General features: G+C 65.7%; 25 protein-coding genes and 1 pseudogene. 14 read left to right on the top strand and 12 right to left on the bottom strand.

The genetic code is table 11. The features are described 5' to 3' along the window. The first annotated feature begins 10 nt into the window (after positions 1 to 10). Together ACF3NP_RS09930 and ACF3NP_RS09925 are read left to right on the top strand one after the other, a co-directional pair. On the top strand, positions 11 to 1,642 hold the full coding sequence (locus ACF3NP_RS09930; protein WP_181889467.1) for a glutaminase: 1,632 nt from the start codon (positions 11 to 13) through the stop codon (positions 1,640 to 1,642). Positions 1,643 to 1,706: 64 nt separating this feature from the next. Beyond that, a complete protein-coding gene (locus tag ACF3NP_RS09925; protein WP_181889468.1) occupies positions 1,707 to 2,864 on the top strand; it encodes an alpha-amylase family protein in 1,158 nt (385 codons plus the stop codon). Here the strand turns inward: ACF3NP_RS09925 and ACF3NP_RS09920 are convergent. From ACF3NP_RS09920 to ACF3NP_RS09910, 3 genes are all read right to left on the bottom strand, one after another. After that, the gene (locus ACF3NP_RS09920; RefSeq protein ID WP_181889469.1) at positions 2,843 to 3,418 is read right to left on the bottom strand and encodes a hypothetical protein; all 576 of its coding nucleotides are present in this window, start codon (positions 3,416 to 3,418) and stop codon (positions 2,843 to 2,845) included. The two genes, ACF3NP_RS09925 and ACF3NP_RS09920, sit on opposite strands and share 22 nt — an antisense overlap. Before the next feature lie 185 nt (positions 3,419 to 3,603). After that, positions 3,604 to 4,131: an excalibur calcium-binding domain-containing protein gene (locus tag ACF3NP_RS09915; RefSeq protein WP_181889470.1), complete on the bottom strand. Its 528-nt coding sequence runs from the start codon at positions 4,129 to 4,131 to the stop codon at positions 3,604 to 3,606. Positions 4,132 to 4,166: 35 nt separating this feature from the next. Next, the gene (locus tag ACF3NP_RS09910) at positions 4,167 to 5,477 is read right to left on the bottom strand and encodes a M20/M25/M40 family metallo-hydrolase (protein ID WP_181889471.1); all 1,311 of its coding nucleotides are present in this window, start codon (positions 5,475 to 5,477) and stop codon (positions 4,167 to 4,169) included. A gap of 41 nt (positions 5,478 to 5,518) precedes the next feature. On the opposite strand from ACF3NP_RS09910, the gene ACF3NP_RS09905 reads away from it, so the two are divergent. Both ACF3NP_RS09905 and amn read left to right on the top strand, forming a co-directional pair. Continuing rightward, the gene (locus ACF3NP_RS09905) at positions 5,519 to 6,106 is read left to right on the top strand and encodes a TetR/AcrR family transcriptional regulator (RefSeq protein WP_181889472.1); all 588 of its coding nucleotides are present in this window, start codon (positions 5,519 to 5,521) and stop codon (positions 6,104 to 6,106) included. A 9-nt stretch (positions 6,107 to 6,115) separates the two neighbouring features. Beyond that, complete coding sequence (gene amn, locus ACF3NP_RS09900) at positions 6,116 to 7,474, top strand: AMP nucleosidase (RefSeq protein ID WP_181889473.1); 1,359 nt, start codon at positions 6,116 to 6,118, stop codon at positions 7,472 to 7,474. A gap of 3 nt (positions 7,475 to 7,477) precedes the next feature. Here the strand turns inward: amn and ACF3NP_RS09895 are convergent, their stop codons facing one another. Further along, positions 7,478 to 8,707: a dicarboxylate/amino acid:cation symporter gene (locus tag ACF3NP_RS09895; protein ID WP_181889474.1), complete on the bottom strand. Its 1,230-nt coding sequence runs from the start codon at positions 8,705 to 8,707 to the stop codon at positions 7,478 to 7,480. 136 nt (positions 8,708 to 8,843) lie between these two features. On the opposite strand from ACF3NP_RS09895, the gene ACF3NP_RS09890 reads away from it, so the two are divergent. Genes ACF3NP_RS09890 through ACF3NP_RS09880 form a run of 3 tightly spaced genes read left to right on the top strand, consistent with a single transcriptional unit; the run spans position 8,844 to position 11,675 of the window. Beyond that, the gene (locus ACF3NP_RS09890) at positions 8,844 to 9,776 is read left to right on the top strand and encodes a Sir2 family NAD-dependent protein deacetylase (RefSeq protein ID WP_392398655.1); all 933 of its coding nucleotides are present in this window, start codon (positions 8,844 to 8,846) and stop codon (positions 9,774 to 9,776) included. Further along, a complete protein-coding gene (locus ACF3NP_RS09885) occupies positions 9,773 to 10,858 on the top strand; it encodes a glycosyltransferase 87 family protein (RefSeq protein WP_181889476.1) in 1,086 nt (361 codons plus the stop codon). Before ACF3NP_RS09890 ends, ACF3NP_RS09885 begins: the two co-directional genes overlap by 4 nt. After that, positions 10,785 to 11,675, top strand: a complete 891-nt coding sequence (locus ACF3NP_RS09880; RefSeq protein ID WP_181889477.1) for a CAP domain-containing protein — start codon at positions 10,785 to 10,787, stop codon at positions 11,673 to 11,675. The genes ACF3NP_RS09885 and ACF3NP_RS09880 overlap by 74 nt, the downstream gene beginning before the upstream one ends. On the opposite strand, the gene ACF3NP_RS09875 is transcribed toward ACF3NP_RS09880, so the two are convergent. Further along, the gene (locus tag ACF3NP_RS09875; protein ID WP_181889478.1) at positions 11,610 to 12,398 is read right to left on the bottom strand and encodes a serine hydrolase; all 789 of its coding nucleotides are present in this window, start codon (positions 12,396 to 12,398) and stop codon (positions 11,610 to 11,612) included. The two genes, ACF3NP_RS09880 and ACF3NP_RS09875, sit on opposite strands and share 66 nt — an antisense overlap. Continuing rightward, positions 12,399 to 13,370 carry an ROK family protein gene (locus tag ACF3NP_RS09870; protein ID WP_392398654.1) on the bottom strand — a complete coding sequence of 324 codons (972 nt, stop codon included), beginning with the start codon at positions 13,368 to 13,370 and terminating at the stop codon, positions 12,399 to 12,401. A gap of 150 nt (positions 13,371 to 13,520) precedes the next feature. Between ACF3NP_RS09870 and ACF3NP_RS09865 the strand changes: the two are divergent. Further along, positions 13,521 to 15,163, top strand: a pseudogene (locus ACF3NP_RS09865) (DUF885 domain-containing protein). Here the strand turns inward: ACF3NP_RS09865 and ACF3NP_RS09860 are convergent. Next, positions 15,160 to 16,137 (bottom strand): AbrB family transcriptional regulator, encoded by a 978-nt coding sequence (locus ACF3NP_RS09860; protein ID WP_181889481.1) that lies wholly within the window; start codon positions 16,135 to 16,137, stop codon positions 15,160 to 15,162. The pseudogene ACF3NP_RS09865 and the gene ACF3NP_RS09860 overlap by 4 nt on opposite strands. Positions 16,138 to 16,155: 18 nt before the next feature. On the opposite strand from ACF3NP_RS09860, the gene ACF3NP_RS09855 reads away from it, so the two are divergent. Continuing rightward, complete coding sequence (locus tag ACF3NP_RS09855; protein WP_239306484.1) at positions 16,156 to 16,902, top strand: TSUP family transporter; 747 nt, start codon at positions 16,156 to 16,158, stop codon at positions 16,900 to 16,902. Here ACF3NP_RS09855 and ACF3NP_RS09850 read toward each other — a convergent pair. Further along, the gene (locus tag ACF3NP_RS09850; protein ID WP_181889483.1) at positions 16,888 to 18,339 is read right to left on the bottom strand and encodes an amino acid permease; all 1,452 of its coding nucleotides are present in this window, start codon (positions 18,337 to 18,339) and stop codon (positions 16,888 to 16,890) included. The genes ACF3NP_RS09855 and ACF3NP_RS09850 overlap by 15 nt on opposite strands. 88 nt (positions 18,340 to 18,427) lie before the next feature. On the opposite strand from ACF3NP_RS09850, the gene ACF3NP_RS09845 reads away from it, so the two are divergent. Next, positions 18,428 to 19,072, top strand: coding sequence for a Rib/alpha-like domain-containing protein (locus tag ACF3NP_RS09845; RefSeq protein WP_181889484.1), 645 nt, complete (start codon positions 18,428 to 18,430; stop codon positions 19,070 to 19,072). On the opposite strand, the gene ACF3NP_RS09840 is transcribed toward ACF3NP_RS09845, so the two are convergent. Continuing rightward, a complete protein-coding gene (locus tag ACF3NP_RS09840) occupies positions 19,053 to 21,155 on the bottom strand; it encodes an ATP-dependent RNA helicase (RefSeq protein WP_181889485.1) in 2,103 nt (700 codons plus the stop codon). The two genes, ACF3NP_RS09845 and ACF3NP_RS09840, sit on opposite strands and share 20 nt — an antisense overlap. 25 nt (positions 21,156 to 21,180) lie before the next feature. Between ACF3NP_RS09840 and thpR the strand changes: the two genes are divergently transcribed. Beyond that, positions 21,181 to 21,723 carry an RNA 2',3'-cyclic phosphodiesterase gene (thpR, locus tag ACF3NP_RS09835; protein WP_181889486.1) on the top strand — a complete coding sequence of 181 codons (543 nt, stop codon included), beginning with the start codon at positions 21,181 to 21,183 and terminating at the stop codon, positions 21,721 to 21,723. On the opposite strand, the gene ACF3NP_RS09830 is transcribed toward thpR, so the two are convergent. Next, positions 21,720 to 23,045 carry an HNH endonuclease signature motif containing protein gene (locus ACF3NP_RS09830; protein WP_181889487.1) on the bottom strand — a complete coding sequence of 442 codons (1,326 nt, stop codon included), beginning with the start codon at positions 23,043 to 23,045 and terminating at the stop codon, positions 21,720 to 21,722. The genes thpR and ACF3NP_RS09830 overlap by 4 nt on opposite strands. A 232-nt stretch (positions 23,046 to 23,277) precedes the next feature. Here ACF3NP_RS09830 and ACF3NP_RS09825 point away from each other — a divergent pair, with 232 nt between their 5' ends. Genes ACF3NP_RS09825 through ACF3NP_RS09815 form a run of 3 tightly spaced genes read left to right on the top strand, consistent with a single transcriptional unit; the run spans position 23,278 to position 25,180 of the window. Further along, positions 23,278 to 23,904 (top strand): alpha-ketoglutarate-dependent dioxygenase AlkB, encoded by a 627-nt coding sequence (locus tag ACF3NP_RS09825; protein ID WP_338026635.1) that lies wholly within the window; start codon positions 23,278 to 23,280, stop codon positions 23,902 to 23,904. Further along, positions 23,901 to 24,473, top strand: a complete 573-nt coding sequence (locus ACF3NP_RS09820; protein ID WP_181889489.1) for a LysE family translocator — start codon at positions 23,901 to 23,903, stop codon at positions 24,471 to 24,473. Before ACF3NP_RS09825 ends, ACF3NP_RS09820 begins: the two co-directional genes overlap by 4 nt. After that, a complete protein-coding gene (locus ACF3NP_RS09815; protein ID WP_181889490.1) occupies positions 24,470 to 25,180 on the top strand; it encodes an SDR family oxidoreductase in 711 nt (236 codons plus the stop codon). Before ACF3NP_RS09820 ends, ACF3NP_RS09815 begins: the two co-directional genes overlap by 4 nt. Here ACF3NP_RS09815 and ACF3NP_RS09810 read toward each other — a convergent pair. Together ACF3NP_RS09810 and ACF3NP_RS09805 are read right to left on the bottom strand one after the other, a co-directional pair. Next, positions 25,177 to 25,794, bottom strand: coding sequence for a CapA family protein (locus ACF3NP_RS09810; protein ID WP_181889491.1), 618 nt, complete (start codon positions 25,792 to 25,794; stop codon positions 25,177 to 25,179). The genes ACF3NP_RS09815 and ACF3NP_RS09810 overlap by 4 nt on opposite strands. Further along, positions 25,730 to 26,170 (bottom strand): CapA family protein, encoded by a 441-nt coding sequence (locus tag ACF3NP_RS09805; RefSeq protein ID WP_181889492.1) that lies wholly within the window; start codon positions 26,168 to 26,170, stop codon positions 25,730 to 25,732. The genes ACF3NP_RS09810 and ACF3NP_RS09805 overlap by 65 nt, the downstream gene beginning before the upstream one ends. Positions 26,171 to 26,184: the final 14 nt, after the last annotated feature.

Genomic DNA, 26,184 nt, shown 5'->3' with positions numbered 1-26,184 from the left:
CACTGGCACCATGCTCTCGTCAGTGACCGAACACCTCCAAGCCATCGTGGACGACGTCCGCGACCAAGACAGCGGCGAACTCGCCGACTACATCGACGTGCTCAAAAACGCCGACCCGGACAAACTCGCCCTGGCCATGTGCACCACCGACGGCCACCTCTACACCGTCGGCGACGCAGACTACGAGTTTTCCATCCAATCCATCTCCAAGCCCTTCGTCTACGCGCTCGCACTGGACATGTACGGCCCCGACGAGGTGCACAAACACGTGGGCGTGGAGCCTTCCGGCGAGGCATTCAATGAGCTTTCGCTTGACGACGACGGCCGCCCCGCCAACCCCCTGATCAACGCCGGCGCCATCACGGTGAACCAACTCATCGGCGGCCCCGACATCCCGGTGGAGCAGCGCAGCGAGAAACTGCGCGACTACTTCTCCCGCCTCGCTGGCCGCGACCTTGCCGTGGACCAGCGCGTGCTCGATTCCGAACTCGACAGCGCCGACCGCAACAAGGCGCTCGCCCACATGCTTCGCGACGGCGGCATGATCACCGACGACGCCCACGACGCCGTGGCCAGCTACATCGCCCAGTGCGCAGTGCTAGTCACCGTCGGCGACCTCGCCGCCATGGCCGCCACCCTGGCCAACGGCGGCACCCAACCCGTCACCGGCGAAAAGGTGCTCTCCACGGAAGCCGCCCGCCTCGCCCAGGCCGTGATGGTCTCCTCCGGCATGTACGACGCCTCCGGCCAGTGGATGGTCAACGTGGGCATCCCCGCCAAGTCCGGTGTAGCCGGCGGGCTGATCGGCACGCTGCCCGGGCAGCTCGGGATCGCGTCGCTAAGCCCCCGCTTGAACAAACAAGGCAACTCCGTGCGCGGCGTGAAAATCTTCCGCGAACTGTCCAGCTCGCTGGGGCTGAACCTGCTGTCCTCCAACTTCTACATCGCGCCGGGCATCAAGTCCGTGCAGCGGCGCGAGGGCGCGGACGTGGTGGAGCTGCAGGGCATGATCAACTTCACCGCCGCCGAGAAGATCCTGCGCGGGCTGGCGCAGCGCCGGCTGCACGGCGATAAGCTGATCTTCGACGTCTCCGGCGTGACCGGCTTCAACAAGGCCGGCCGCGACCTGATCAAGGACGGGCTGATGAAGTACAAGGACGACGGCGTCGAGGTGGCCATCTACGACCCGGACCACACCCTGTCCGACTGGACCTTCGCCGACGGCACCACCGCCCAGGCCATCCGCGACTTCACCGCCTCCTTCTCCGTGCCCGCCACCCGCGAAGAGGTCTACCGCGCGATCACCAAACCCAACAGCTGGTGGGACCAGAAAGCGGAAGGCAACGCCAGCGAGAAGGGCGGCGAGTTCCACGTCGAGGACCGCGACTTCTCCGTGCGCGAAGCCGACGACGGCAAGCGCGTGGTCTGGAACGTCGAACCCACCGACGACAACGACCACGAATGGGACGACACCTCCCTGATCTTCGACATCTCCGAGGACGACGACGGCGAAACCAAGGTCAACTTCACCCACCGCGGCATCCGCCCGCACGACCGCGGCTACGACGAGATCGCCAAAACCTGGAAGGACCGCATCGCCAAGGGCTTGCAGCCTTTGATCAACCGTGCGGAAAATTCGTAGCGTAGGGAGCGGAAAAGTCGACCGATAGCGAACGTTTTCGCAGCTAGGAGGTAGGCTCGGGCGCATGCTGGACCGCACAATCTGGTGGCACGTCTACCCGCTGGCCGCCCTCGGCGCGCCGATCCGCGAGGAGCATGACACCGCCCACCGCCTCCGCACCCTTGAGCCGTGGCTGGACTACCTGGTCGAACTCGGCTGCAACGGGCTGCTCCTCGGCCCCATCTTCGCCTCCGCCACCCACGGCTACGACACCCTCGACCACTTCCGCATCGACCCCCGCCTCGGGGACGAAGAGGACTTCGCTTGGCTTATCGACGAATGCTCCGCCCGCGGCATCCACATCATGTTGGACGGGGTCTTCAACCACGTCGCCCGCACGCACCCGTGGGTTGAGCAGGGGCTTGCCGGCGACACGGACTGGGAGGGCCACGGCGAGCTGGCCGCCCTGCACCATTCGGACCCCGCTGTCCGCGACACCGTGGCGGAGATCATGCTGCACTGGCTGCGTCGCGGCATCGCGGGCTGGCGCCTCGACGTCGCATACGCCGTGCCCGCCGACTTCTGGGCCGACGTGCTTGCGCGGGTCCGTTCGGAGTTCCCCGACGCGATGTTCTTGGGGGAGGTCATTCACGGGGACTATGCGTCGATAGGCAAGGCAGGCTCCCTGGACGCCGTGACCCAGTACGAGCTGTGGAAGGCGACCTGGTCCTCGCTGGTGGACGTGAACTTCTGGGAGCTCGCCCACGCGCTGGAGCGGCATCCTATTGATGTTTTGCCCAACACGTTTGTGGGCAACCACGACGTGGACCGCATCGCCTCCAAGGTGGGGCCGGAGAAAGCCGTCCTGGCCGCGGCGGTGCTGATGACGGTGCCGGGCATGCCGTCGATCTACTACGGCGACGAGCAAGGGTTTACCGGCGTGCGCGGCGAAAGCTGGTCCGCCGACGACGCCGTGCGCCCCGCCCTGCCCGCCTCACCTGCGGAACTGTCGCCTTTAGGGGGCTGGCTATTCACCGAGTATCAGCGGCTGATCGGGGTGCGCCGCCGCAACGCGTGGCTCACCCGCGCGACGGTTCAGGTGCTGGACAAGACCAACGAGACCATCTCGTTTCTGTGCAGCGACGGCGAGCACTCGCTGCAGACCGATATGTGGCTCACGCCCACCCCCGGCGTGCGCATCCACGCCAGCGGGGAAGAGCTCTACAGCTGGATGTTGAAGTAAGCCAGGATCTGCGCCAGCGCCTGCTGGATCATCTTGATGATGTCCGGCAGCTGCAGCGTGGTGATATTCGCCACCGGCACGTCGAAGCTCGGCGCACCCGCCGGGGCGAGGTTGATCCGCTCCGGGAACTGCGGGCGGACGTTCAAGTTCTGGGGGTTCTGGTTGTTCTGCTTCGGCTGCTGGTTCTGTGCTGGCTGGTTCTGCTTCGGCTGCTGCTGGGGCTGCTGCTGGTTCTGCTTCGGCTGGGTGTTCTGGGCCGGCTTCGCGCCGCCTTGGGTGCCCTTGAGGCCGCAGCGGTTCGCGGCTTCGTCGACACGCGAAAGTGCGTCGAGGATCTGCGGGCCGCGACGGTCGAACGCGGCGACCGCGCGGGCCTGGCGGACTTTCTGCTGGTAGTCGGCGTCGTTGGTCCAGTAGCGGGAGGCCTGGTCGCAGGAGATCGGGCCGGACGGCAGCTTGGCCAGGGTGTCGTCGATGGCGTCGGCGCCAGCGGTCGGCGCAAGCGCGACGGTGCCGGCGAGGGTGGCGGTCATTGCAAGGGTGCGGATCTTCATGCAGGCCAGTATGTCACGGATGGGGCAATTGTGACAGGTGGGATTTGCCGTGGGTTATTGACACTTCTGCAAAATTCGGGAGCGTAAGTCAGCGAGCTTTGCGGTTCTGGCTCTGAAAGACGGAACCCCGACCGCATCGACGCAATTTGGGTCTGCGTGTTTGCGAATCGGGGGCGGATTAAAGGCTACTTCGGACGCTTCTCGCAGCCGACTCCGTCGCCGTCCCGATCTAGGTGTGGGCCGTAACCAGCGTCGCCGCGGTGAATCGGGCCACCCAGGTCGTTCCACACTGCGCGACAGTTGGGGTACGTCTTAGCGGCGGGAGCAGGCCGCGGTGCGGGTGCCGGTGCCGGAGCGGGGGCTGGGCGCGGTGCGGGTGCCGGTGCCGGAGCGGGGGCCGGGCGCGGCGCGGGAGCAGGCGCAGACTTCGGTGCTGGGTTGCACGGGATGAGTTTTGGTGCGGGGTTCGGGATGAAGCCCTTCTGCATTGCCCAGCACGCGCCGCCAGCCGCCACTGCGACAAAAGCGAGCGAGCCGACGATAGCGCCCACAATCTCCAGGGTGGACGGTTCATCTTCCCGAGTCTGGGGCTGTGCCTTGGCGGGCGACGTCGTCGTGGCGGTCGTGGGTTCCGCCGCGTGGGTGGCGGGCACGGTCAGTGCCCCGGCAGTGACCGCGATGGCGGCGGTCGTAGCTACGAAGGTCTTCCTCATAAAGCAAGTATTGCACAGTTAATTGCAAGGTTTTACTACGCGCCCACGAAGCGGCGGATCAGGGAGCGGTACGCGCGCACGGTGAGGTCCACGTCCTCCACGGCGACGGATTCGTCGTGGCTGTGCAGCTGGCCCAGCACGGACCCGAGCGTCTCCTCGCGCGCGTGCAGGGCGAACCCGTAGCCGACGCCTCCCTTGCGGCGGGCAAAGCGCAGGTCCGACCCGCCGGCCGCAATGGTGGGCACGACGGGGACGCCGGGGAAGAATTCGTCGAAGGTCTGGCAGATGGCGTCGTAAAGCGGGCCGGAGGTGGGGGAGACTGTGCCGTCCTCGGTGATGAGGTGGGTGATCTCCACCTCGTCGGCGAGCTCGCCCAACGCAGAACGCAACAACGAGTCGATCTCCTCCTGCGTCTGGCCGGGAAGGGGGCGGATGTCCAGCTCCAGCCACGCCTCGGACGGCAGGACGTTGATGCCGTTTCCGGCGCGCAGCACGGTCGGGGAGATGGTCAGGTGGCTCATGGCGTGGGAGTAACTCTCCAGCTGGCCGAAAGCCTCGTAGCCTTCGCCGCGCAACAGCGCCTCCTCGGTCGCGGGGTCGAACTTCCAGGCGCGGACATAGCCTTCCCAGATCTCGTCGGCGCGCACCTCGGGCTCGATCGCGGCGACGCGCCGGGCCACCTCCGCGATCTTCGCCACGGCGAGGTCCCGGCCGTACGGGGCGGAGCCGTGCCCGGCGTCGCCGTGGACGGTCAACCGCCGCTGGCCTGCGCCCTTTTCGCCGACGACGACCGCCAGCGCGTCGGAGCCATCGGCGGCAGGGATGTGGGAGCCGCCTTCCTCGGACAGGCAGTTTTTCCAGGAGAACTTCCCGTGCTCGGCCAGCCACTTTGCGCCGAGCCCGCCGCGGGCCTCCTCGTCGGCGCAGCCCACAAACGTCAGGGAGCCGCGCGGCCGCTCCCCACGAGCAACGTCGCGCACGCACGCCGCCATCGCCGCGGTGATGTAGAGCATGTCGGTGGCGCCGCGGCCGAACACGCGCCCGTCGATAAGCTCGCCCCCAAACGGGGCGGTGGTCCACTTGTCCTCGTCCACGGGCACGACGTCGGTGTGGCCGAGGAGCGTCAGCGGCTCGGCGGAGGGGTCGGTGCCCTCCACGGTGAAGCTGATGGACACGCGTCCAGGGTGCGGCTCATAACGCTCCACTAGTACGTCTGTACCTGCGAAGAAGGCCTCCAACGTGTCGGCGTTAGTTGCCTCCTGTCCAGAATCTGCCGAAAAATAGTTGACGCATCCATTCTGGATGAGGTTCTGCAATAATGCGATGGTGTCATCAGTTAGGCTCATATCACAAAAGCCTAACGTCCAAAGTCTTTGGAGAGTCCAGGATGAACCACGACCTGCCCGGCCGCCGGTCTGACAGCACCGACCCGCGCGCCCTTCGTACCCGCAAGGCACTTGTCGACGCAGTGCTCCGCCTCCTCAACGACCATGAGGTGTCCGACCTCAATGTGTCCCAAATCGTGAAAGAGGCTGGGGTGAGCCGCCAGGTGTTCTACCAGCACTTCGCGGACCGCGACGCGGTGATCCTCGCCGCCGCCATGGACTGGGTGCTGGACGCCTACGAGCACTTCGCGGAGCGATTCAGCATCGACAAAAACTTCGAGGCGTCCGTCGTCGAGCTGGCCAGCGTCGTCGACGGCAAGAACGAGGCCGCCGTGCGCCTGATCGACTCCCCGGTGCACACCGTGTTCGACAACGAGGTGCAGCGCGTCATGAAGGACACGATGCGCGAGCAGCTGCTGCCGCGCTCGAAGGAGTGGGGAGACGCGGACGCAGAGCTCATCGACGACATGTCCCGCGTCTACGTCGCCGGCATGCAACGCCTCATTGAGCAGTGCGTCCGCGAAGGCTGCACCGCGGAGGAAATCGGCCGTCGCGCCGAAGCCGTGCGCCGTGTGCTCATTCGTGAGTAGCCTGGCTGCATGTGTGAGGTACCGGAGGTCGTCGCAAAGCTAAAAGCCCTCTACGAGCAGTCGTGCGAAATCGCGCGCTCGGGGGAGTTCGACCGGTACGGGGAGGTGCGCTACCCCAAACTCACGGTGGAGGTGGAGCAGTGGCGGCCGATCGACCGCTCCGAGCCCTTCGGCTACGTCGACGAGGCCGGCACCTACTCCGCCGTCATCTCGCGCCCGGACCTCATGGAGGGCTACCTCACGGCGCAGCTTGAGGCGCTGACCTCGAACTATCCATGTTCGGTGGATGTCGGGTACTCCGATGTGGCGATCCCGCCCGCCTACATCAAGGGCATGCCGCCTATCGACGAAACCGCGAACCTGCCCCGCCCCACCCTGGATGAGGTGCACGACGCGATTGTCGACGGCCACTGGGACGCGTTCAACGGCGCCGAGAAGCCGTTGTTCCACTTCGGGCCGCAGCGCTTCGACCTCGCGCTGGCCCGGCTGGAGCACTACACCGGCATCGAAGCCGACTCGCTGCAGCGCTTCATCCTGTTCACGAACTACGCCATGCATGTGACCGAGTTTGTGAAGTTCGGGCTGCGCGAGCTGTCTGATCCTGACTCGCGCTACACGCGCCTGGTGCTGCCGAGCGGGGAGACCGTCTCCGACACGGTCGCGCTGGAGGACCTGGAGCTGGGCTCGAAGTTCCAGATGCCGCGCTACGACCTGGTCACCGAAAACGGCGACGGCATCACCATGATCAACATCGGTGTCGGGCCGTCCAACGCCAAGACCATCACCGACTCGCTGGCGGTGCTGCGCCCGGAGGCGTGGATCATGATCGGCCACTGCGCCGGCCTGGACGCCCGCATGCGCATCGGCGACCTGATTCTGGGCAACGCGTACGAGCGCCACGACCACGTTTTGGACGACTACCTGCGCCGCGAGCTGCCCATCCCCGCCGTGCCGGAGATCCAGCGCACCCTGGAAAAGGCGGTGTCCAAGGTCTACGGCTCGGATGCGTCGCTGATGCGCACCGGCACTGTGCTGTCAACGGGCGACCGGAACTGGGAGTGGAAGGACCCGCGCGATTTGTGGGAGTGGCTGCGCGGCTCCACCGCGGCGGCCGTGGACATGGAGTCCTGCACCATCGCCGCGAACGGCTACCGCTACCGCGTTCCTTACGGCACCCTGCTGGCGGTGTCCGACCTGCCGCTGCACGCCGTGCCGAAACTGCCCGCCGGCGCCCAGGCGTTCTACTCCAACTCGAAGGAAGCCCACGTCATGTGCGCCGTGAGGGCCGTGGAGAAGCTCGCGCGGCACCCGGAGAGACTGCGCACCCGCAAGTTGCGCCGCGCGATCGGCGAGGTGCCGTTTAGGTAGGCCCTACCAGCGGGACTCGTCGAGGATCTTCTCGCGCTTCGCCACCACCGTCGCCACGACGGACTGGCCGGTGACGTTGACGGCGGTGCGGCCCATGTCCACGATCGGGTCCACCGCCAGCAGCAGGCCCACGCCGGCGAGCGGCAGGCCCAGGGTGGACAGGGTCAGGGTGAGCATGACGGTCGCGCCGGTGGTGCCGGCGGTGGCCGCGGACCCCAGCACGGACACGATGACGATAAGCACGTAGTCCGAGATGGACAGGTCGATGCCGTAGAACTGCGCCACGAACAGGGCGGCGATGGCGGGGTAGATGGAGGCGCAGCCGTCCATTTTGGTGGTTGCGCCGAGCGGGATGGCAAAGGAGGCGTACTCGCTGGGCACGCCCATGGCTTCCTCGGTGGTGCGCTGGGTTACCGGCATCACGCCCATAGAAGAACGCGTGGCAAAGCCCAGCGTGGTCACGGGCCACACGCGGCGGAAGAACTCCAGCACCGGGATGCGGTGCGCGGCCAGCACAATCGGGTAGAGCACGAAAATCACCAGCGCCAGGCCGATGTAGATGGCCAGCACGAACTTGCCCAGTGAGCCGAGCGCGTCCCAGCCATACGACGCCACCGCGTTGCCGATCAGCGCGGCGGTGCCGATCGGGGCGAGGCGGATGATCCACCACAGCACCTCCTGGACCACCTTGAGCAGGGAACCGGAGAACTCGATGAACGGCTCGGCGGCCTTGCCCACGCGCACCGCGGCGATGCCGAGCAGCAGGGAAACCACCAGGATCTGCAGCACGTTGAACTTCACGGACTCGCCGGAGACACCCAGGCCGAGGATGTTTGCGGGCACCACGGAGTTCAAAAAGCCCATCCACGAGCCTGTCGACGAAGGCTCCGCCGCCGTCGCCGCATCCACCGAGGTGTTCGCGCCGGGCTTGATCACCAGGCCGACGAGGATGCCGATGACCACGGAGAAGAACGCGGTGATGGCGAACCACACCAGGGTCTGCACGGCCAGGCGCGCGGCGTTGGTGACCTGGCGCAGGTTGGCAATCGAGGTGACCACCGCGGTGAACACCAGCGGCGGGATCAGCAGTTTGAGCAGTTTGACGTAGGTGGATCCCACCCAGTCCAGGGTGTCGGCCAGGGGTTGAACGTCCACGGCGATAAACCCGAGGATGAGGCCGATGATCAGGCCGTAGATGACCTGCGCGCCGAAGCTTGTTGCCCACTTAGGCATGAGCGGCTCCTTCTAGACAGAATTGTTCACTTGTGTAGTAAAGACGTGGATAAACTACTCCTTCGGCCTGAAAACGCAAACCGGATATATAGACAACACGGTCTGTTGTGGTGCTAGGGGATACACTTCCGGTTTAATGGAACCCCACTTCGACGACCCCGCAATCGCCATGGCGCACCGCTCCGCCGTGCGCTCCATCGAGCGGGTCGTCACCGAAACCACCCCTCCCACGCCAGACGCAAAAGAGAAAATCCTCGAGCAACTAGGAAACCCGAAAACGCTCATCATCACCGGCGCGGGCATCTCCACCGATTCGGGGATTCCGGATTACCGCAGCAAAAACGGCCGCCTGACCAAGGGCCGCCCGATGACGTTCCAGGAGTTCGCGCATTCGCCGAGACAGGTGCACCGCTACTGGGCCCGCGCATTCGTGGGCATGCGCTACATGCGCCAGGCGCAGCCCAACCGCGCGCATTTCGCGCTCGTCGAGCTGGAACGCGCGGGCCTGATCCGCGGCATCATCACGCAAAACGTTGACGGGCTGCACACCCAGGCCGGCTCCGACAACGTCATTGCGCTGCACGGGGACATGGAGCATGTCGTCTGCCTCGACTGCAAGACGCTGCACGAGCGTTCGCTTATCGACGCCCTCCTCACCGCCGCCAACCCCACCTACTTCGACTCCGTGGAAGTGGAGGGCTCCATGTTGAACCCGGACGGCGACGTGGAGCTCAAACCCGACGACGTCGCCCGTTTCCGCATGATCGCCTGCCCCACGTGCCAAAGCCACCGGCTCAAACCGCATGTGGTGTACTTCGGCGAGGGGGTGCCGAAGAAACGCAGACAGGCTGCAGATGCCTGGCTGCGCGAATCGGAGAGCGTGATCGCGATCGGCACCTCGCTGGCGGTGATGAGCGGCTACAAGTTCATCCTCGACGCGAAAAAGCAGGGCAAACCCACCGCCGTGATCAACGGCGGGCCGGGCCGCGCCGACGCCAAAGTGGATACGCTCTGGCGCGCACAGGTCGCCGACGCGCTCGACGAGATCCTGGACGGGCTCGACCTGTGATCGGCCTCATTTTCCTGCTGGCGTTTGCGATCTGGCGCTACATCGACACCGGGCTGCCCAACGCGTTCACCACCGCCTTCCCCAGCGACCTCAAGGTCTACCTCCTGGGCGGCGAGAAGGTCGCCACACACCAGCCGCTCTACGACGCCGACTTGCTTCCCGGCCTGCCGTTTACCTACCCGCCGTTCGCCGGCGTGGTGTTTTCGTGGCTGACGGAAAGTGAAACCCTCGGGGTGGTGTGGAAGCTACTCTCCGTGCTGGTGGTCCTGCTCGTGGTGCGGGCGTCCACAAGCAAAGATGCCCTCCTGCTCACCGCCGTGTTCGTGCTGTGCCTCTCGCCGGTGCAGGGCACCCTGTTTTTCGGCCAGATCAACCTGCTGCTCATGGGGCTGGTGTGCCTGGATTTCCTGCCGCGCCACAAACTCCCCGGCATCGGCGTCGGGCTCGCCGCGGGCATCAAGCTCACGCCGGCGTTCTTCGTCCTCCTGCTCATCCAGCAGCGCCGCTGGGGCGCGGTGTTTATCGCCGCGTTCACGTTCCTGTGCACCGTCGCCACCGGTTTTTCCGAGGTCACAGACGCGAAAAGCTTTTGGACCGACGCCATTTTCACCACCACCCGCATCGGCGCCGACGACAACCCGGGCGCGCAGTCCATCCGCCAGGTCCTCGCCCGCGCCGGCCACGACGAGCTGTGGCTCTGGCTTATCCTCTGCGCCCTGGTCACCGCCCTTGCGCTTTTAGCTTCTCGACGAGCTCCCGCCCCGCTTGCCGCCTCCTTCATCGGCATGACGGCCTGCCTGGTCAGCCCGTTTTCCTGGTACCACCACTGGGTGTGGGTCCTGCCGATGCTGGCCTACGTCTACAGTCGCTGGGGCGCGATCGTGCTCGCGCTGTTTATGGTGCCGTTCGCCTCGGTGAACATCTCGTTCAGTTTGTTCCACGTCCCGGAGCTGCTGTTCACCCTGGTCCCAGTCGGCTTTATGCTCTGGTACACGCTACGCTCAGGTTATGCGTACCCGTTTACTCGCCGCGACGACCGCGGCCGCCACAGCTCTGACCCTCGCCCCGTTCGCCGCCGCTGACCCGGCACCCGTCACCGGGGTGGAGCTGAACCAGCCCGCCGACCAGGTCATCGCCGTGGAGGCGAAATTCAACCTCACCTCCGACCAAGAAATCGCCATGCGTGAGCTGCGCAAGCTGCGCGGGGACATGTGGGACCGCAACGTGCCTTTCAACGGCACCACCCTGCGCCAGGCCGCCGCCAAGCACGGCCTGACCACCCGCGATGCCTATGTGGGCGCAGCCAAGTACGACGCGGGCCTGTCCCGCATCGCGCTGCAGCGCGGCGCCGAGGCTGCGAAGTTCTTCCGCCACGAGCGCCCGTACAACTCCACCTGCACGAACAACTGCGGCGACATCAAAACCGCCACGTACAAGGGCAAGGCCGCGCCGGGGGAGAACCTGCACTCCACCGCCAGCATGGACAAGGCGATGCAGGGCTGGGGCTACGACGAGGTCAACGACCTCGTCCGGGCGAACGGTCACTTCAACAACAGCAACGGCCACCTGTACAACCTGCTCAACCCGCGCATGCGCTACTACGGGTTCGCCAGCGTGGTCACCGCTGAGGGTGAGGCCAGCGTGACCTCCACCTGCGGCGTCGGCGCCGGCAACGAGGGCATCGAGGGCGAGCAGAACACCGTGCTGCACCGCCCAGCGAACGGGCGCGAAAAGCCCAGCACCACCCCGAAGAAGCTCATCTTCGGCGGTGCCGGCTCGTCCTCCTCACCCAAGGAGATCCTCAGCATCATCGCCACCGTGCTGACGGTGCTGTCAGTGCTGCAGACCCTGTACAAGTTCGTCGAGCCGCAGATCCAGCAGTTTCGCCACCTTGTCTAAGGCGTCCATGGTGTCGTCGTAGCTGCCATCCTCGCTGCGGGCGCCGATGGCCACCCCGTAGCCGTCGAACCAGCCGAACTGGCGGGTGTGCCATGAGCCGTCGGTTTTGTCGTCGGACCAGCCGCCCTTGAACGGCACGGTCTCCAGCGTGCCTAGCCCGTAGGACTGGTCTTCGGCGATGTGGTGCATCTCCATGATCACCGGGTCGTCCTCGTCCTGCTGGCTTAGGTAGTACGCGTAGCGGGCCTGCCCGGGGAAGGACCAGCTCGTGGTGCCGAAGGCTCCTTCCACTTTCACCTGGGAGCCGGACTTGGCAATCTCCTCGCGGACCATTTCTCCGGCCTTTTCGTCGCTGCCCATGCAGTCCCACAGGGCGCGGGCGGAGTCGTTGTCGGACCACTCGATGGAGGCTTCGGTCAGCTCCTCGACGTAGTCCGCGCCGTAGTCGCAGTGCTCCACCGCCGCGCGGGCGATGGGGATCTTGATGGTGGACCAGGCCGGCAGCGCGTAGAGGGAGCCGGATTGCGTCATCTCGGAGCCGTCGAAAAGCGCGACGCCCACCTCAGTGCCCGTTTCCTCCTCGATGGCGGCCACCGCCTCGTCCAGACCCTCGAAGGGGTCGGGCGCGGGCTGGGTGGTCACCTCGGTGTGCAACGGCTCGGCCTCCTCCTGGGCGGCGCAACCGGCCAGGAGCAGCACACAAGCCCAAGCGGCGCGCTTCATCTACGACCCCGCCACCTGGAGAGGCTCGCGCAGCACGTGGTCCAGGGCCACGGCGCGGGCGATGTCGCGCACCACCTCGCGGTGGGTGGGGATCAGGCGCAGCTCCGGGCTGCAGTTCGCCTCCGAGCGCACGGTGCGGGCGAACGGGGCGGAGGCCAGCGGATCGTCGATGAACGCGCTGCCCGCCACCACCACCGTGGCTGGGGAGTAGTTACTGCACAGCCCCGCCACCAGCGCACCCAAGCCGCGGGCGCGGCGGTCCAGCGCGTAGCGGGTGTCCTCACGCGAATCGGTCACCGCGTCCTTGAGCGTGCGGATATTCTCCACGCCGATGGCGTTGATCAGGCCCTGGGTGGTCAGCTCGCCCTGCTCCACCTCGATCGGCTCCACCCCGTCCGGGTGGGAGATGGCGCAGGCGATGGAGTCGTCGGCGAACAGCGCCATCACCGACGGGTTGTTCAGCGAGGCGGCGGACTGCATCTCCGAGCCCACGATCGCGCTGGAGATGGAGGAGACCTCCACCGGCACAGAGAACTGCTCGCGCAGCTGGTCGCCGATGTCCACGCCGTCCCACCCCAGGTTCGGCGCGAAGACTTTGCCGCCCTCGCGCACCGTGCCGGAGGTGGTCACACCCACGGTGCGGATGGGGCGCTCCAGCTTGGTGGTCATCTGGTTCAGCTCCGCCATCATGGACTGGATGAAGTCGTCCTCGCTGACCTTTTTCACGGTGATGTCCATGTCGCGGCACAGTAGCGTACGGCCCTTCAGGTCGAACAGCGCCACGTAGGTGGACTCAGTGCCCACCGCGACGCCCGCGTGCACGCCGGGCATGTCCGCCAGTTCTAGCGGGATGGTGGGCCGCCCGCGCCCCTTCGACTGCGTCAGGTCGTTGCGCTCTGTGACGTAGCCGGCGTCCACCAGCGCGGAAATGGCGCGGGTGACGGTGGGTTGGGACAGCCCGGTTGCCTTCACAAGATCGCTTCTCGACGTCGTTTCTTGCAGCCGTATCAGGTGCAGACACTTGGCTGCCGGTGTGCGTGGACGCGAGAAGATCATATGAATATATTTACCTGGCCCTTGATAGAATTGTCCATTTGGCCAGGTCGGATACAATCGTTCGGCATGACCAACGAACGCTGGCGCGAGCCGTCCCTTTTGGACGCTACCTGTGAGGATTTCGTCTACGACCTCGCGGAGATCAGCCCCACCCTGGCCACCCAAATCGGCATTGACGGCCACGACGGGGAGCTGCAGGACTTTTCCCGGACTACTGGGGGCGCCTGGCGGACAGGATGCGCGACCTGGTCGCTGACGTGGACGCGCTCAACGACTCCACGGACGCCTCCGACGACGAGGACGACTTCGACGACGTGGACAACCTCACCGCCGCGATCCTGCGCGACCGCATGAGCGCGGAGCTGGAGTTCCACCACCGCGGCGAGCTTCTGTGCCGGCTGAACAACATCGATTCGCCGGTGCAGACCATCCGCGACTCCTTCGCCCTGATGCCGAAGGTGACCGAAGAGGACTTCGACAACATCGCCTCGCGCATGTCCCGCATCCCGAGTGCGTTGGCGGGCTACCGGGAGTCGCTGAGCGAGGCGGCGTCGACAGGCGATGTTGCTTCCCACCGCCAGATCGACGCGGTGATCAACCAGTGCGAGCTGTTGGGCGACACCGAATCCCAGCTGGACCACCTGGGGCTGTCGCCCGATTCGCACGTGGTGGGGCACGCCAAGGAGGCGTTTTTGCAGATGGCGGACTGGCTGTCCACCGAGCTGTCGCCGCAGGCCTCCCACAACGACGGCGTGGGCCGCGAGCGCTACCAGCTGTTCGCGGAGTTCTTCCACGGCCGCGAGGTGGACTTGGACGCCAGCTACGAGTGGGCGCAGGAGGAACTGGCCACGACCGTCGAGGAGCAGCGCGCCATCGCGCACGAGCTCTACGGCGACGTCTCCGTGGCGGGCGCCTACCGCAACCTGAACCAGGACGAGCGCTACATCCTCCACGGCACCGACGCGCTGATCGAGTGGATGTCCGGCATCAACGACAAGGCCGCCGACGCGTTCCACGTGCCGGACGGCCTGCACAAAGTGGAGTGCGACATCGACCGCGCCGGCTCCGGCGGCATCTTCTACACCCCGCCCAGCGACGACATGATCCGCCCCGGCACCATGTGGTGGTCCGTGCCGGAGGGCCAGGAGACGTTCCACACCTGGCAGGAGCTGTCCACCGTCTTCCACGAGGGCATCCCCGGCCACCACCTGCAGCACGGCTACGCCCTGCTCAACCGCAGCGAGCTGAACCTGTGGCGCCGATCCGTGTGCTGGAACTCCGCCCACGGCGAGGGCTGGGCGCTCTACGCCGAGCACCTCATGGAGGACCACGGCTTCTTCGAAGATCCCGGCTACCGTATGGGCCTGCTCGACTCACGACGTCTCCGCCTCGCCCGCGTGATGGTGGACATCGGCGTCCACCTGGGCAAGACCACCCCGGAGGGCACCGGCACCTGGGACGCCCAATACGCCAAGGCCTTCCTGCGCGACAACACCGCCATGCCAGAGGCGAACCTCGCCTTCGAGCTGGACCGCTACATGGGCTGGCCGGGCCAGGCGCCGTCGTACGCCCTGGGCTACAAGGACTGGGTGGACCTGCGCCGCCAGGCGCTCGCCCAGGGAATGAGCGAGCACGAGTTCCACGTCAAGGCGCTCAAGCTCGGCTCCATGCCTATGGACATGCTCACCAACGAGGTGCTGCACCACTAGAGGCGCTTGAGGATTCTGGGCAGCCACCCGGCGAACAGGATCACCATGATCAGCCGGATCACCTGCAGCGCCACCACGGCCGGGCTGGTCGCCAGCACCAGCACGGTCTCCAGCGCGCCGGGGCTGGTGGCGAGGTAGCCCTCGTAGAAGCTCAAGCCCAGCCATTTGGCCATGAGCCACCCCATGCCGGCGCACGCCAGCATCAGCCCGGCGATGTACGCCAGGGTGGCGGGCAGCAGGCGGGAGAACCGGCGCAGCGCGGGCACGTTCAGCCCGCCGCCGCACATCCATCCGATAGCCAAAAAGCCCACGATGGACAGCAGCCGCGGCGGCACGATGGTCACGTCAACCAGCACGCCCACCAGCACCGTCAACGCCATCGGGCCAAACACTGAGGGGTTGGGGAACTTCAACAGCTTGCCCGCGAACACCCCGGCGACAATCAGCGCCGGGACCAGCAGCCACATCCACCAGTAGGGATCCAACTCAGTGCGGGTCACTGAAGTAAACTGCGACGCCACCAGCGGCAACGACACGGACACGATGAGCAGCCTCAGGTACTGGCTGAGGCTGACGTAGCGGATGTCCGCGCCCACGTCGCGCGCGATCGCCGGCATCAGCGACGCCCCGCCGGGCAACAGCGACAGCACGCCTGTTTCCCGTGAAACGCCGTGGTTGGCCAGAATTAGGCCGCCAACAAACCCCATGCCGATCACCACCGCGCCCGCCACCACGCCCGGCAGCAGGTAGGGCAGCGGGTTCATCCCCACCAGCGGCAGCGCCGCAAACACGCCGACAGTGCCGCGGGCGAAGGTGAACAGGTGCTCATTGACGGGCAGGTCTTCCTCCGTCACCAGCGCCACCGACCCGGCCCCCAGAATCCCGGCCAGGATCCACGCTGCCGGAACCCCCAGAAAAGAAAACAGCAGCCCGAGCGCCACCGAGAGAGGTGCAGCGACAAGCCAACGGTTCATGTGGGGCATAGTAGTCCCGTGATCGTTTTCCTCCTCGCCGCGTCCGCGTTCGCCGGCTGGATCGACGCGGTGATCGGCGGCGGCGGGCTCGTGCTCATCCCGGTGCTGATGTCGGCCACGGCGATGCCAGCGGCGTCCGTGCTGGCGACGAACAAGGTCGCGGCGATTTCGGGCACCGCGTCCGCCGCCGCCACCCTCGTGCGCCGCGTCGGGGTGCCGCGCATCACGTGGGTCTACGCGTTCATCGCGGGGGTCGCGGCAGCGCTAGGCGCCAGGGCGGTCTCGCTTATCGACGACTCCGTGGCCACCCCCATCATCCTCATCCTGCTCGTCGGGGTGGGCATCTTCGTGGCGCTGAACCCGAAGTTTGGGCAGGAAGGCGCCGGGGTGTTTTCCGGCAAGCGCCTCGCCCTCGCCGCGCTTGTTGTCGCCGTCATCGGCGGCTATGACGGCGTGTTCGGCCCCGGCACCGGCATGTTCCTCATCATGGCGTTCACCGCCGTGTTCACCCAGGGGTTCGTGCGTTCGGCGGCGATGGCGAAGGTGGTCAACACCGCCACGAATTTAGGCGCACTGTTCGTGTTCGGGCTCGGCGGCTTCATCAACTGGAAGCTCGCGCTCGCGCTCGCAGTCGCCAACGTCGTGGGTGCGCAGTTGGGTGCGCGGACGGTGCTCAAGGGTGGGTCGACGCTGGTGCGCGTGGCACTCCTTGGGCTCGTCGTCACGCTATGTGCGAAGTTGGGCTGGGAGTTACTCCAAAGTTAGAGACCCGTTGAGCAACCCAAAGATGGCAATCACCGCCGCGACCAGCACCACCGTCACCACGACCCACTCGAAGGCGTTGAAGAGCTTGTCGCCGTGCTTGCGGCGCGTCCAGATGTAGGGCACCAGGCCCGGCACCACGGCAAGGGCGCCGAGCAGCACGTACACCGGGTCCGCGGCGTAGATCAGCCACAGCGAGTACACGGAGCCGATCAGGCCCACGAAGAGGTGCTTGCGGTTGTCGCGGCGGGAAACTTCGGGCCCGGAGTCGTCGAAACGCGTGCCGGCGTGCGGGTGGGTCAGGCCCTTGCCCCTGATTGCCAGCAGCACCAGGTAGATGGAGGAGAAGATGTAGGGCAGCAGGTACATGATGGTGGCCAGCTGCACCATGGCGTTGTAGGACGCGGAGGAGAGGAAGAACACCACCACGAAGAACTGGATCGCCAGCGTCGATAGAAGCTGCGCGCGCACTGGGGAACCGTTTTCGTTGTGGCTGCCCATGGAGTGCGGCAGCAGCCCGTCCTGCGCCATCAGCACGATCGGCTCGGCGCACAGCATCTGCCACGAGACGTACGCGCCCAAAACAGACAGGCACAGGCCGACGGAGATCAGCACGCCGCCCCACGGGCCGACCACTTCCTCGAGCACCGCGCCCATGGAGTTGTCCGGCAGCGCCGCCAGCTCCTCCTGGCTGAGCACGCCGTAGGACAGGGTGGACACCGCCACCAGCAGGCCCAAAACAGAAAGGAAGCCGATGATCGTGGCCTTGCCCACGTCGCTACGCACGCGCGCCTGCTTCGAGTACACCGAGGCGCCCTCGATGCCGATGAACACCCAGACGGTGTAGAGCATGATGCCTTTGAGCTGGTCCGCAAACGGCAGGTTGGAGCCCCAGAAGTCCATGGTGAAGCGGTCCCAGGAGAAGCCGAGGAACGCCACCAGCACAATGAACGCCAGGATGGGCAGCAGTTTTGCCACGGTCGTGACCGCGTTCATCACCGCCGCCTGCCTCAGGCCCCGCGTCAGGCCGAAGAAGATCAGCCAGCTCAGCGCACTCACTGAGATAGCCAGCACCCAGCGGTTGGAAAAGGCCGGGAAGTAGTAGCCGAGGGTGTTGAAGAACAGTGTGGCGTACCCCACCTGGGCCATCACCGAGCCGAGCCAGTAGCCCATGCCGGAGGTAAACCCGATGAAGTCGCCCAGCCCCGCCCGGACGTAGGAGTAGACGCCGGAATCAAGATGCGGTTTCCTCACCGCCAGGATTTGGAAGACGAAGGCGACGGAGAGCATTCCCACGCCCGCGATGGCCCAGCCGGTGAGCATGGCGCCCGGGCTGGCCACGGATCCGATGTTTTGGGGCAGCGCGAAAATGCCGGACCCGATGGTGGATCCGATAATGAGTGAGACCAAGGTCCACACGGAGACAGTGCGCTTTGACATGGCGAGTAACACTACATCAGGAGTTGTCTACTACAATCATCCATTATTCAAAGCCATATAAACATCTACAACTGAGGGAACCGTAGAAATGCGCACCAAACTTATTGCACTCACGAGCGCCATCGCGCTCGCCTGCGCGTCCGTTTCCCCAGCTCAGGCCGAGGATGGGTACGAGCCCACCACCGTGGTTCCGGGGCTGACCGCCACCGTCGAACCCCCGCTGCCGCGCGGCGCGGCGTGGTACGAGGCGGACTCCATGCCTAGCTGGGCGATGATCACACCAGACGGCACCATCCGCCTCGAACCGGGGGAGGACATTACCCCCGGTGTGTACGAGTGGCCGGTGACCGCGACGTTTTCGGACGAGACCACCCAGGTCTTCCCCGTCCACGTCACCGTGGGAACTGAGACCGAGGATGAGGCGTCCCAGGAAGGCGCCGTCATCGACGCGTTTGTCCAGTACGCCCCGGAGGTCTCCCACCGCTGCTCCGCCACCGCCCTCGGCGTCGGCCTGCCGCTGCTGGTGCTGCTGCCGCTCGGGTTCGCGTCCCAGATGAGCATCCCGTTCGTGGCGCGCCAGAACCACCTGCAGCTGCAGGTGGACGGCATTCCGTTCCAGTTAGACGTGAAGCTCCGCGACCTCAACTCCAGGGACGTGGACATGGGCATCGCCGCCATTCTCGCCGCCGCGGGTCTCGCCGGTGCCGGCGCCATCATTTCCCAGTGCCAGTAGGGTCCTCCGGCCACGCGTGCTTGGGGTAGCGGCCCCGCATCTCCTTGCGCACCTGCTGGTACGGCCCTTCCCAGAAGCTATCCAGGTCGTCCGTCACCGCGAGCGGGCGCCCGGCGGGGGAGAGCAGGTGGTACAACACCTTCACGCCCGAGACCGTCTGCCCCCTTTGGCCGAACATGTGCTGCAGCTTCACGCGCTTCACCGGCCTGCCACTGTCGTACTGGTACTCCTTCGGCGCCGCCGCATCCAGCTCCGCCACCTGCTGCCAATCCAGTTGGCGCAGCATCGCCTGCCTCATGTCGCAACTGCCTATCGACGCACCTTCGGCCACCCCACGCACCTCCGGCGAATAATCGCCCTGGCTGACATCCGGCCAACCCAGAGTCTCGTGCAGGAAGTCCAGCCGCTCTTTTAGGTGCTGCTCCTCCTTGGTCAGCGGGAAGCTGGCGAAGTCCACGTCCGTCAGCGCCTCCGCCGCCTCGTCCGGGGTGAGTTTGACCGGCGTGGAGCTGAGCTCGATCGCGCCGATCCTGGCCACCTTCCGGCCCCTGACCTTGCCGTCCTCCAGGTAGGCCACCTTTTCCTCCACCACGCGGTGCTCCGGGAACGCGATCGGCTCCGCCTCGCGGATGACCGCCCCGTTGTGCGTCCGTTGCACCTCCGCGGCCGCGATCCACTCGGCGTTCGAGTTGAACTTCGCCCTTGTGCCGGACGCCAGCTGGTATTCCTCGCCCACCTTCTTGGCTATCCACTGCGGGAAAGCAGACGCGATCACCTCGCCCGGGTCCACCGGGCCCTTGTCTTCCACCAGCCTGCGCAGCCTTTTGGCGTCAGCTTCGCCCGCAAGCCTCGCGACGATCGGCGCCGCCTGGGCTCCCCACTCCAAAAGCGCCGCGCCGAGTCTTGGGTCCAGGGGCAGGCTCGCCAGTTTCTTGCCGAAGTCCGTGATCGTGCCGTTTCGTGTCGCCCCGAGCTGTTCGAGGTTGGTTTCGGCTTCGGTGAGGTCCTTTGGTTCGTCGATAAGCGGTAAGTCCGGCGACCCCCACGCCTTCATGGTCAAAAGCGCGCCGGTGAGGTCCGCGGTGAGGATTTCCGGGGTGATGTCCGGCTGCATTTTCGCGTACTCGTCGCGGGTGAAAACGCGCACGACCTCGCCGGGGCCCTCGCGGCCCGCGCGGCCCGCCCGCTGGTCGGCGCTGGTTTTCGCCTCCGAGACCGTGACCAGGCCCGTCATGCCCCGGTTGTCGCGCTTGGGCACCCTGGACAGCCCGGCGTCCACCACCTTGCGCACACCCGGCACAGTTATCGACGACTCCGCCACCGACGTCGCCACCACCACCCGGTTGTCGCCCCTCAAGGCTTCGTCCTGCTCCTTGCTGGTCTGGCGGCCGTGGAGCGGTCTCGCGTCATCCAGGAACCCGCACACCAGATCCACCTCGCGCACCCCGGGCACGAACACGAGCGTCCGGTGCTCGCTTGTGGTCTGCGCCGCGACGTGACGATAAAACTCCCTCGTCCCCTGAATCCTTTCCGCGTGAGGCGCGTACTGGATGTCCAGCGGGTGCGTCACCGCCTCCGTCGACAGGATCTGCGCGCCCATGTGGTCCGCGAACTTTTTGGCGTCGAGGGTGGCAGACATGGCGGTGAGGTACAGGTCATCGCGCAACAGGGCGACCTCCATGCACATCGCCAGCACCAGGTCGGTGTCCATCTGGCGCTCGTGCACCTCGTCGATGACCACCGCGTTGACGCCCTCGAGGCCGGGGTCCTTGAGCAAGCGGTTGAGCAGCACGCCCGGCGTGACAAATTCGACCAGCTCGCCGTCCTTGTGCTCGCCGCGGATGCTGTAGCCGACTTTGGTGCTGTCGCTCAGCTGCGCGAGCCTGTGTGCCGCGGACCGCACCGCCACCCTCCTGGGGGCCGTGACCAGCGTTTTTCCCACCTTGTTCGCGATCGCCGGCGGCACCAGCGTGGTCTTGCCCGTGCCGGGCGGCGCCTCCACCACCAGCGGGCCTTTGTCCGGCAACTGGTCGATGACGCGCGACACGGGCAAATCCCGTCCGATTTTCGCGAGGTCAAACATGGCAATTAAGGGTAGCGTGTGGGCCATGAGACGCCTCTTCGCAGCGATCGTCCCTCCGGCCGATGTTCGCGAACACCTCATCACCGCCCTGCGGCCCATCCGCGACTTCTCGGGCACAGAAGTGCGCTGGGTCGACCCCGACAACTGGCACATCACGGTCGCCTTCTACGGGTCACAGCCCAACGACGCCGCCGCGGTCACCGACCACCTGGCCCAAGCCACCGCCTTCACCCGGCCCCTGAGGTTGCACCTCCGAGGAGCCGGGTGTTTTGATCGGCGCACCATGTGGATCGGGGTCGGCGGCGACAAGGCGCCGCTGAAAGACCTGATGGCGGATTGCCAGCTCGACCCGGACATGCGCCGCCGCCAGCGCGCGCACCTCACCGTCGCGCGGACAGGCACTCGCACAAGGGATCCATGGCTTCTCGACGACCACGCCCACGCCCTCGCCATCTACACCGGCCCCGAATTCGCGGCCGATGAAGTGCTGCTGCTGGAGTCGCACCTGGGCAAGGGCCGAAGTGGCGGCCCGAAGTACGAGGTGGTGGACAAGTTCTACCTGCGTTAGTGTTCCTCCTCTTCCGGGTCGGGGAATGGGGCGTCAACCGGTTCTTCGGGCAAGGGTTCCACGTACGGCATCTCTGGGGTGAACCCGAACTTCATGCCGTATTCCTGCTCCAGGTCGGCGATTGCGGCGGTGGCCTGTTCGAGGTCCAAGTCCTGGTCGAAAGTGTCCAGGATTTTGTGGCCTTTGGCGAAAAACTCCGCTGCGCGCGCCCGGTTTTTGCGCACGGCGGACATGCTGGACTGCCACCTGGGGCCGTCAGGCGTGAACTGGTCGCGGAGGAGGCCATCTTCCACGGTGACCACGTAGGAACCGTCGGCGAACAGCCAGATGATGTCCCCGGTGTACGGGTCTGGGATGTAGAACGCCGTCCGGTCGGTCTTCATGTTGTGGTGGTGCTGGCACAGGGGGAACAGATTGTCCGCCTCTGTTGGTCCGCCCTCGTCGTACGGGATGCGGTGGTCCAGCTGGCACTGCTCGGCGGGGCGGTTGCACTCCGGGTAGATGCAGGTGCGGTTGCGGGCGTACACGGCGTGGCGCATTCCCTCGCTGGGGACGTAGCCCCGCAGTCGTTTTTGCAGTTCGGCGTCGAGGTCGCGCTCGTCGATGAATGTGTCGGCGATCCAGCGCTCGAAGGCGGTGGCGGCCTCCGGCTCGGTCCAGCCGCAGCCGGGGATGAAGATCGGGTCGCCGTTTCCGCGGTTCTTCGGGCTGTACACGTTCAGCACCGGCGTGATCTCGATGCCGATGGCTTCTCCGGAGAGCAGCTTGATGGCAGCGTCGGAGGTGCTGATGCCGAGTTCGCGCGCAACTTCGGCGACGTTGGCTTGGATCCTCCGGCCGTCCAGTGAGTTGGTGTCCAGCTGCACGATGGCGCGATCGCGGTACTCGTGGACGCCGAACTTCTCTGAGTTGTCCTGCTCGCGCTTTTCTCGTTTGCGCTTGTCGTAGGCGCGGCCTTTGTCCATGCGCTTGATCGCGGCACGGATGCGGTCTGTGACGGTTTTACGCTGGGGAACAGCCTGGTCGTGGCGGGTGGGGGTGAACGTGTTTACCAGGATGCCGTCGATAAGCATGAGTGCTTCCTCGTCCACATCCTCCCCGAGCTCCTCAATCGCGGTGTAGACCGCGGTCAAGTGCCCCACATCCATCAGGCGTGTTTCCTGCTGCAGCTCGCGCAGGCGGGGGAGGTCCTGCAGTGCGGCGTGGCCGAGGATAGCGTTTTTGACAAACCCCTTGTGCCAGCCGGTGGCGAGCTGCAGTTGGGTCACTGTGGCGTCGAAATCCTCGACATCGAAACCGGGGTACGCGTAGTGCCCAAACATGGTCCAATACGTGTCCCGGATGGCCTGGGCACATTCGCTATCCGGGTCGTGTTCTCGCTGGTTACGGAATCTTTTCGGTGCTGTGGTGGCGGTGGTCACGGGCGCCCCTCTCGTCGTGGTACGCTCCACAATATAGAACACACGAACGACTGTCAAGGGGTATGCCAGGGAAAAGATAAAGAAAACCACTTACAAATTCGACAGTGACGGGCCAATGCGCTACATTATTCCCGTGCTCGTCATTCCGCGGCCGCCCGCCCGCATCATCCCTGGTGCGGTCCATTTGCCTGCCTTTTTCACGCCGGCCGAGCAGGAGGAACTGGTCAACCAAGCGCGCGAGCTGGTCAGGAAGGCGGCAGGGACGCCTGTTGCTATGCGACGACCAAAGGTCGGCCACGGCCAAATGGATGCCTGGCTGCTCTCGCTGGGCTGGTTCTGGGCAACGAACCCGTACCGCATGGTCAGGGAGGTCGACGGCCACCCGGTGCCGCAGATCCCGGAGAACTTCCAGGTCATCGCGGATAACGTCATGGCGAAGGCGCGGGAAATAGACCCGCTTGTCGGTCCGACCCCGAGGATCGAGACGGCGCTGGTGAACTTCTACCCGCCGGGTAAGGGCATGGGGCAGCACGTGGACGCGGAGGAAGATTCCGAAAACGCGGTGGTCAGCCTGTCGTTCGGTCAAGACACGATCTTCCGCATCGCAGGGCGCGATACGCTGCTGCTGTCCGGCGACGTTGTAGTCTTTGGCGGGCCGGCCAGGAGGGCGAAACACGGCGTGCTCGGCGCGAGGAAAGGCACGTCCGACCTGCTCGAAGGCCGGCTGAACATCACCATGCGGCAAATGGAGGCGACATGATTGCGCTACTCGGCGTGTGGCTGGCGGCGATCGCGAGCCCCGGCCCGGACCTCGTGCAGATCATCCGCGTGGGGTCAAAGGACCGTAGAGCCGGCGTGATGTGCGCGCTAGGCATCATGCTCGGCAACACCATCTGGATTGTGGCGTCCCTGGCGGGGTTAAGCGCGCTGATCCAGGCATTTCCGCAGGTCCTGTCAGTGCTGCAGATCGTGGGCGGCGCCTACCTGCTGTGGATGGGCATCGGCGCCATCCGCGCCTCCGACCCGGAAATCCCCGCCACGCAACAGGTGCCAAGGCCGCTGCTCACGGGCCTGCTCACCAACCTGTCCAACCCGAAGGCGATCCTCTTCTTCGGCGCCATCTTCGCCCAGTTCGCGCACCTCGGGTGGGTCGCAGCACCGGTCATGGTCGTCACCGGCACCATCTGGTTCGTGGGCTTTGCGCTGGCAGTCCGTGCGATGTCGCGGGTGATCACCAAGTACAGCAAGCTTATCGACGTCATCACGGGCAGCATCTTCATCGCGTTAGCCATCTGGATGCTGTGGGAGGGCCTACACTTCGGCTCATGAGCGAGCAGAAGGTAGCAGTAGTCACTGGCGGATCGGCAGGCATCGGGGAGGCCACCTGCAGGGCGCTGGCCAAGGACGGCTGGAAGGTCGTCGTGGCGGCGCGTCGCCTGGAGAAGTGCCAGCAAATCGCGGACGAAATTGGTGGGGTGGCGATGGAGTTGGACGTGGTGGACCGGGGGAGCGTCGAGAAGCTTGCGGCTCTTGAACGCGTGGACCTGCTGGTCAACAACGCCGGCGGCGCGAAGGAGCTGGACTTTCTGCGCGACGCGGACGACGCGGACTGGGAATGGATGTTCCAGACCAACGTGATGGGCACGATGCGCGTCACCCGCGCGCTGTACACGCAGCTCAAGGCGTCGAAAGGCCTGGTGGTCAACATCGGTTCGGTGGCTGGCACGGACGCGTACAAGGGCGGCTCCGGCTACAACGCGGCCAAGCACGGGCTCCGCGGCGTGACCAGGGCGTTTCGGCGCGAGGAGGCGGAGAACGACATCCGCGTGTGCGAGATCGACCCCGGCCGGGTGAAGACGGACTTCTCACTGAACAGATTCAAAGGCGATGAGGAGCGCGCGAGCAAGGTCTACGAGGGCAAACAGAACCTCACCGCGGACGACATCGCCGAGGCGGTCCGGTGGGTGGCCAGCCTGCCGGCGCACGTGAACATCGACACGATGAGCATCATGCCGGTGGACCAGGCGGAACGCTAGAGGTAGTCCACCACCTCGACGTTCAGGCGCTCGTGCAGGTCCGCCATCCATCTATGAACATCCAGGTACTCGGCGGCCTCCACGAGCGGGATCACGTGGTGGTCGTAGCTGATCGGCGGGCCAACGGTGTAGGTGGGCATGAACCGGGCGCCGCTAAACGTGAACTCGCCAATCCCGCCGACCTTGGTCGGCTCCTCCCACTGGCCGTGCAGGAAGTTGCCGTGGGAGTACCAGACGGGCCCGGCAAACGGCTCCACCACGTGCGGATGCCCGCCGAGCACCAGGTCAGCGCCGGCGTCCAAAGCAGTCGCGGCAGTCTCCTCCTGGAAGTCATTGGGCAGGGGCGCATACTCGTCGCCCATGTGCAGCATCACCACCGCGACGTCGACCTGTGAATCGAGGGCGGCGACTTGGTCGGCCAGGGTGTCGTCGATAAGCGATGCGAAATGCTCCTGCTCAACTGGCAGGCCGTTGGTGCCGTAGGTGAAGCCGAGGAAGCCGACGGTGATGCCGTTGGCCTCGATGATGCGGGGGACGGATTTGTCCTGATCAGAGGCGTAACTGCCGGTGTAGAGCATGCCGCGCTCGCGCATGTTGCCTGTCGACGCCACCACGCCCCCGCCACCCCCTGTCCATCGAGTGGTTCGTGGCGTTGTTGACGATGTCCACGCCTGCTCCGGCGAGTGCATCGATGATCTCAGGCGGGGCGTTGAATTGGGGATACCCGGACAGCCCGAACTCCTCGCCGGCGACCGGGACCTCCATGTTGGCGGTGGTGATGTCCGCGTCCTGCATGTATTCGCTGACCGGCTCGAACATGCGCGAGAAGTCGAAGCCGGTGTCCGTGCGCGCGGTGGTGTACACGTCGGAGTGGACCAGGATGTCGCCGATGGAGCGGATGGTCACGGTGGACTCTTCTTCAACGACCTCGACTTCCTGTACACAGCCAACAAGCAGGAGGGGCAGGGTAAACGCCCAGATTCTTCGCATGCCTTAGACTAACC

The organism is Corynebacterium lehmanniae, from assembly GCF_043161975.1.
Classification (GTDB): Bacteria; Actinomycetota; Actinomycetes; order Mycobacteriales; family Mycobacteriaceae; genus Corynebacterium; species Corynebacterium lehmanniae.
This window is presented reverse-complemented; position numbering and strand designations above follow the sequence as displayed.

What these genes read in the sequence shown, in the direction of transcription:
- ACF3NP_RS09905 (WP_181889472.1), top strand. Translation starts at nt 5,519, where the DNA reads ATGAACCACGACCTGCCCGGCCGCCGGTCTGACAGCACCGACCCGCGC.
- ACF3NP_RS09805 (WP_181889492.1), bottom strand. Translation starts at nt 26,170, where the DNA reads ATGCGAAGAATCTGGGCGTTTACCCTGCCCCTCCTGCTTGTTGGCTGT.
- ACF3NP_RS09880 (WP_181889477.1), top strand. Translation starts at nt 10,785, where the DNA reads ATGCGTACCCGTTTACTCGCCGCGACGACCGCGGCCGCCACAGCTCTG.
- ACF3NP_RS09850 (WP_181889483.1), bottom strand. Translation starts at nt 18,339, where the DNA reads ATGTCAAAGCGCACTGTCTCCGTGTGGACCTTGGTCTCACTCATTATC.
- ACF3NP_RS09845 (WP_181889484.1), top strand. Translation starts at nt 18,428, where the DNA reads ATGCGCACCAAACTTATTGCACTCACGAGCGCCATCGCGCTCGCCTGC.
- ACF3NP_RS09930 (WP_181889467.1), top strand. Translation starts at nt 11, where the DNA reads ATGCTCTCGTCAGTGACCGAACACCTCCAAGCCATCGTGGACGACGTC.
- ACF3NP_RS09860 (WP_181889481.1), bottom strand. Translation starts at nt 16,137, where the DNA reads ATGAACCGTTGGCTTGTCGCTGCACCTCTCTCGGTGGCGCTCGGGCTG.
- ACF3NP_RS09920 (WP_181889469.1), bottom strand. Translation starts at nt 3,418, where the DNA reads ATGAAGATCCGCACCCTTGCAATGACCGCCACCCTCGCCGGCACCGTC.
- ACF3NP_RS09895 (WP_181889474.1), bottom strand. Translation starts at nt 8,707, where the DNA reads ATGCCTAAGTGGGCAACAAGCTTCGGCGCGCAGGTCATCTACGGCCTG.
- ACF3NP_RS09910 (WP_181889471.1), bottom strand. Translation starts at nt 5,477, where the DNA reads ATGAGCCTAACTGATGACACCATCGCATTATTGCAGAACCTCATCCAG.
- ACF3NP_RS09820 (WP_181889489.1), top strand. Translation starts at nt 23,901, where the DNA reads ATGATTGCGCTACTCGGCGTGTGGCTGGCGGCGATCGCGAGCCCCGGC.
- ACF3NP_RS09815 (WP_181889490.1), top strand. Translation starts at nt 24,470, where the DNA reads ATGAGCGAGCAGAAGGTAGCAGTAGTCACTGGCGGATCGGCAGGCATC.
- ACF3NP_RS09925 (WP_181889468.1), top strand. Translation starts at nt 1,707, where the DNA reads ATGCTGGACCGCACAATCTGGTGGCACGTCTACCCGCTGGCCGCCCTC.
- ACF3NP_RS09840 (WP_181889485.1), bottom strand. Translation starts at nt 21,155, where the DNA reads ATGTTTGACCTCGCGAAAATCGGACGGGATTTGCCCGTGTCGCGCGTC.
- ACF3NP_RS09875 (WP_181889478.1), bottom strand. Translation starts at nt 12,398, where the DNA reads ATGAAGCGCGCCGCTTGGGCTTGTGTGCTGCTCCTGGCCGGTTGCGCC.
- ACF3NP_RS09830 (WP_181889487.1), bottom strand. Translation starts at nt 23,045, where the DNA reads ATGTTTGGGCACTACGCGTACCCCGGTTTCGATGTCGAGGATTTCGAC.
- ACF3NP_RS09890 (WP_392398655.1), top strand. Translation starts at nt 8,844, where the DNA reads ATGGAACCCCACTTCGACGACCCCGCAATCGCCATGGCGCACCGCTCC.
- ACF3NP_RS09915 (WP_181889470.1), bottom strand. Translation starts at nt 4,131, where the DNA reads ATGAGGAAGACCTTCGTAGCTACGACCGCCGCCATCGCGGTCACTGCC.
- amn (WP_181889473.1), top strand. Translation starts at nt 6,116, where the DNA reads ATGTGTGAGGTACCGGAGGTCGTCGCAAAGCTAAAAGCCCTCTACGAG.
- thpR (WP_181889486.1), top strand. Translation starts at nt 21,181, where the DNA reads ATGAGACGCCTCTTCGCAGCGATCGTCCCTCCGGCCGATGTTCGCGAA.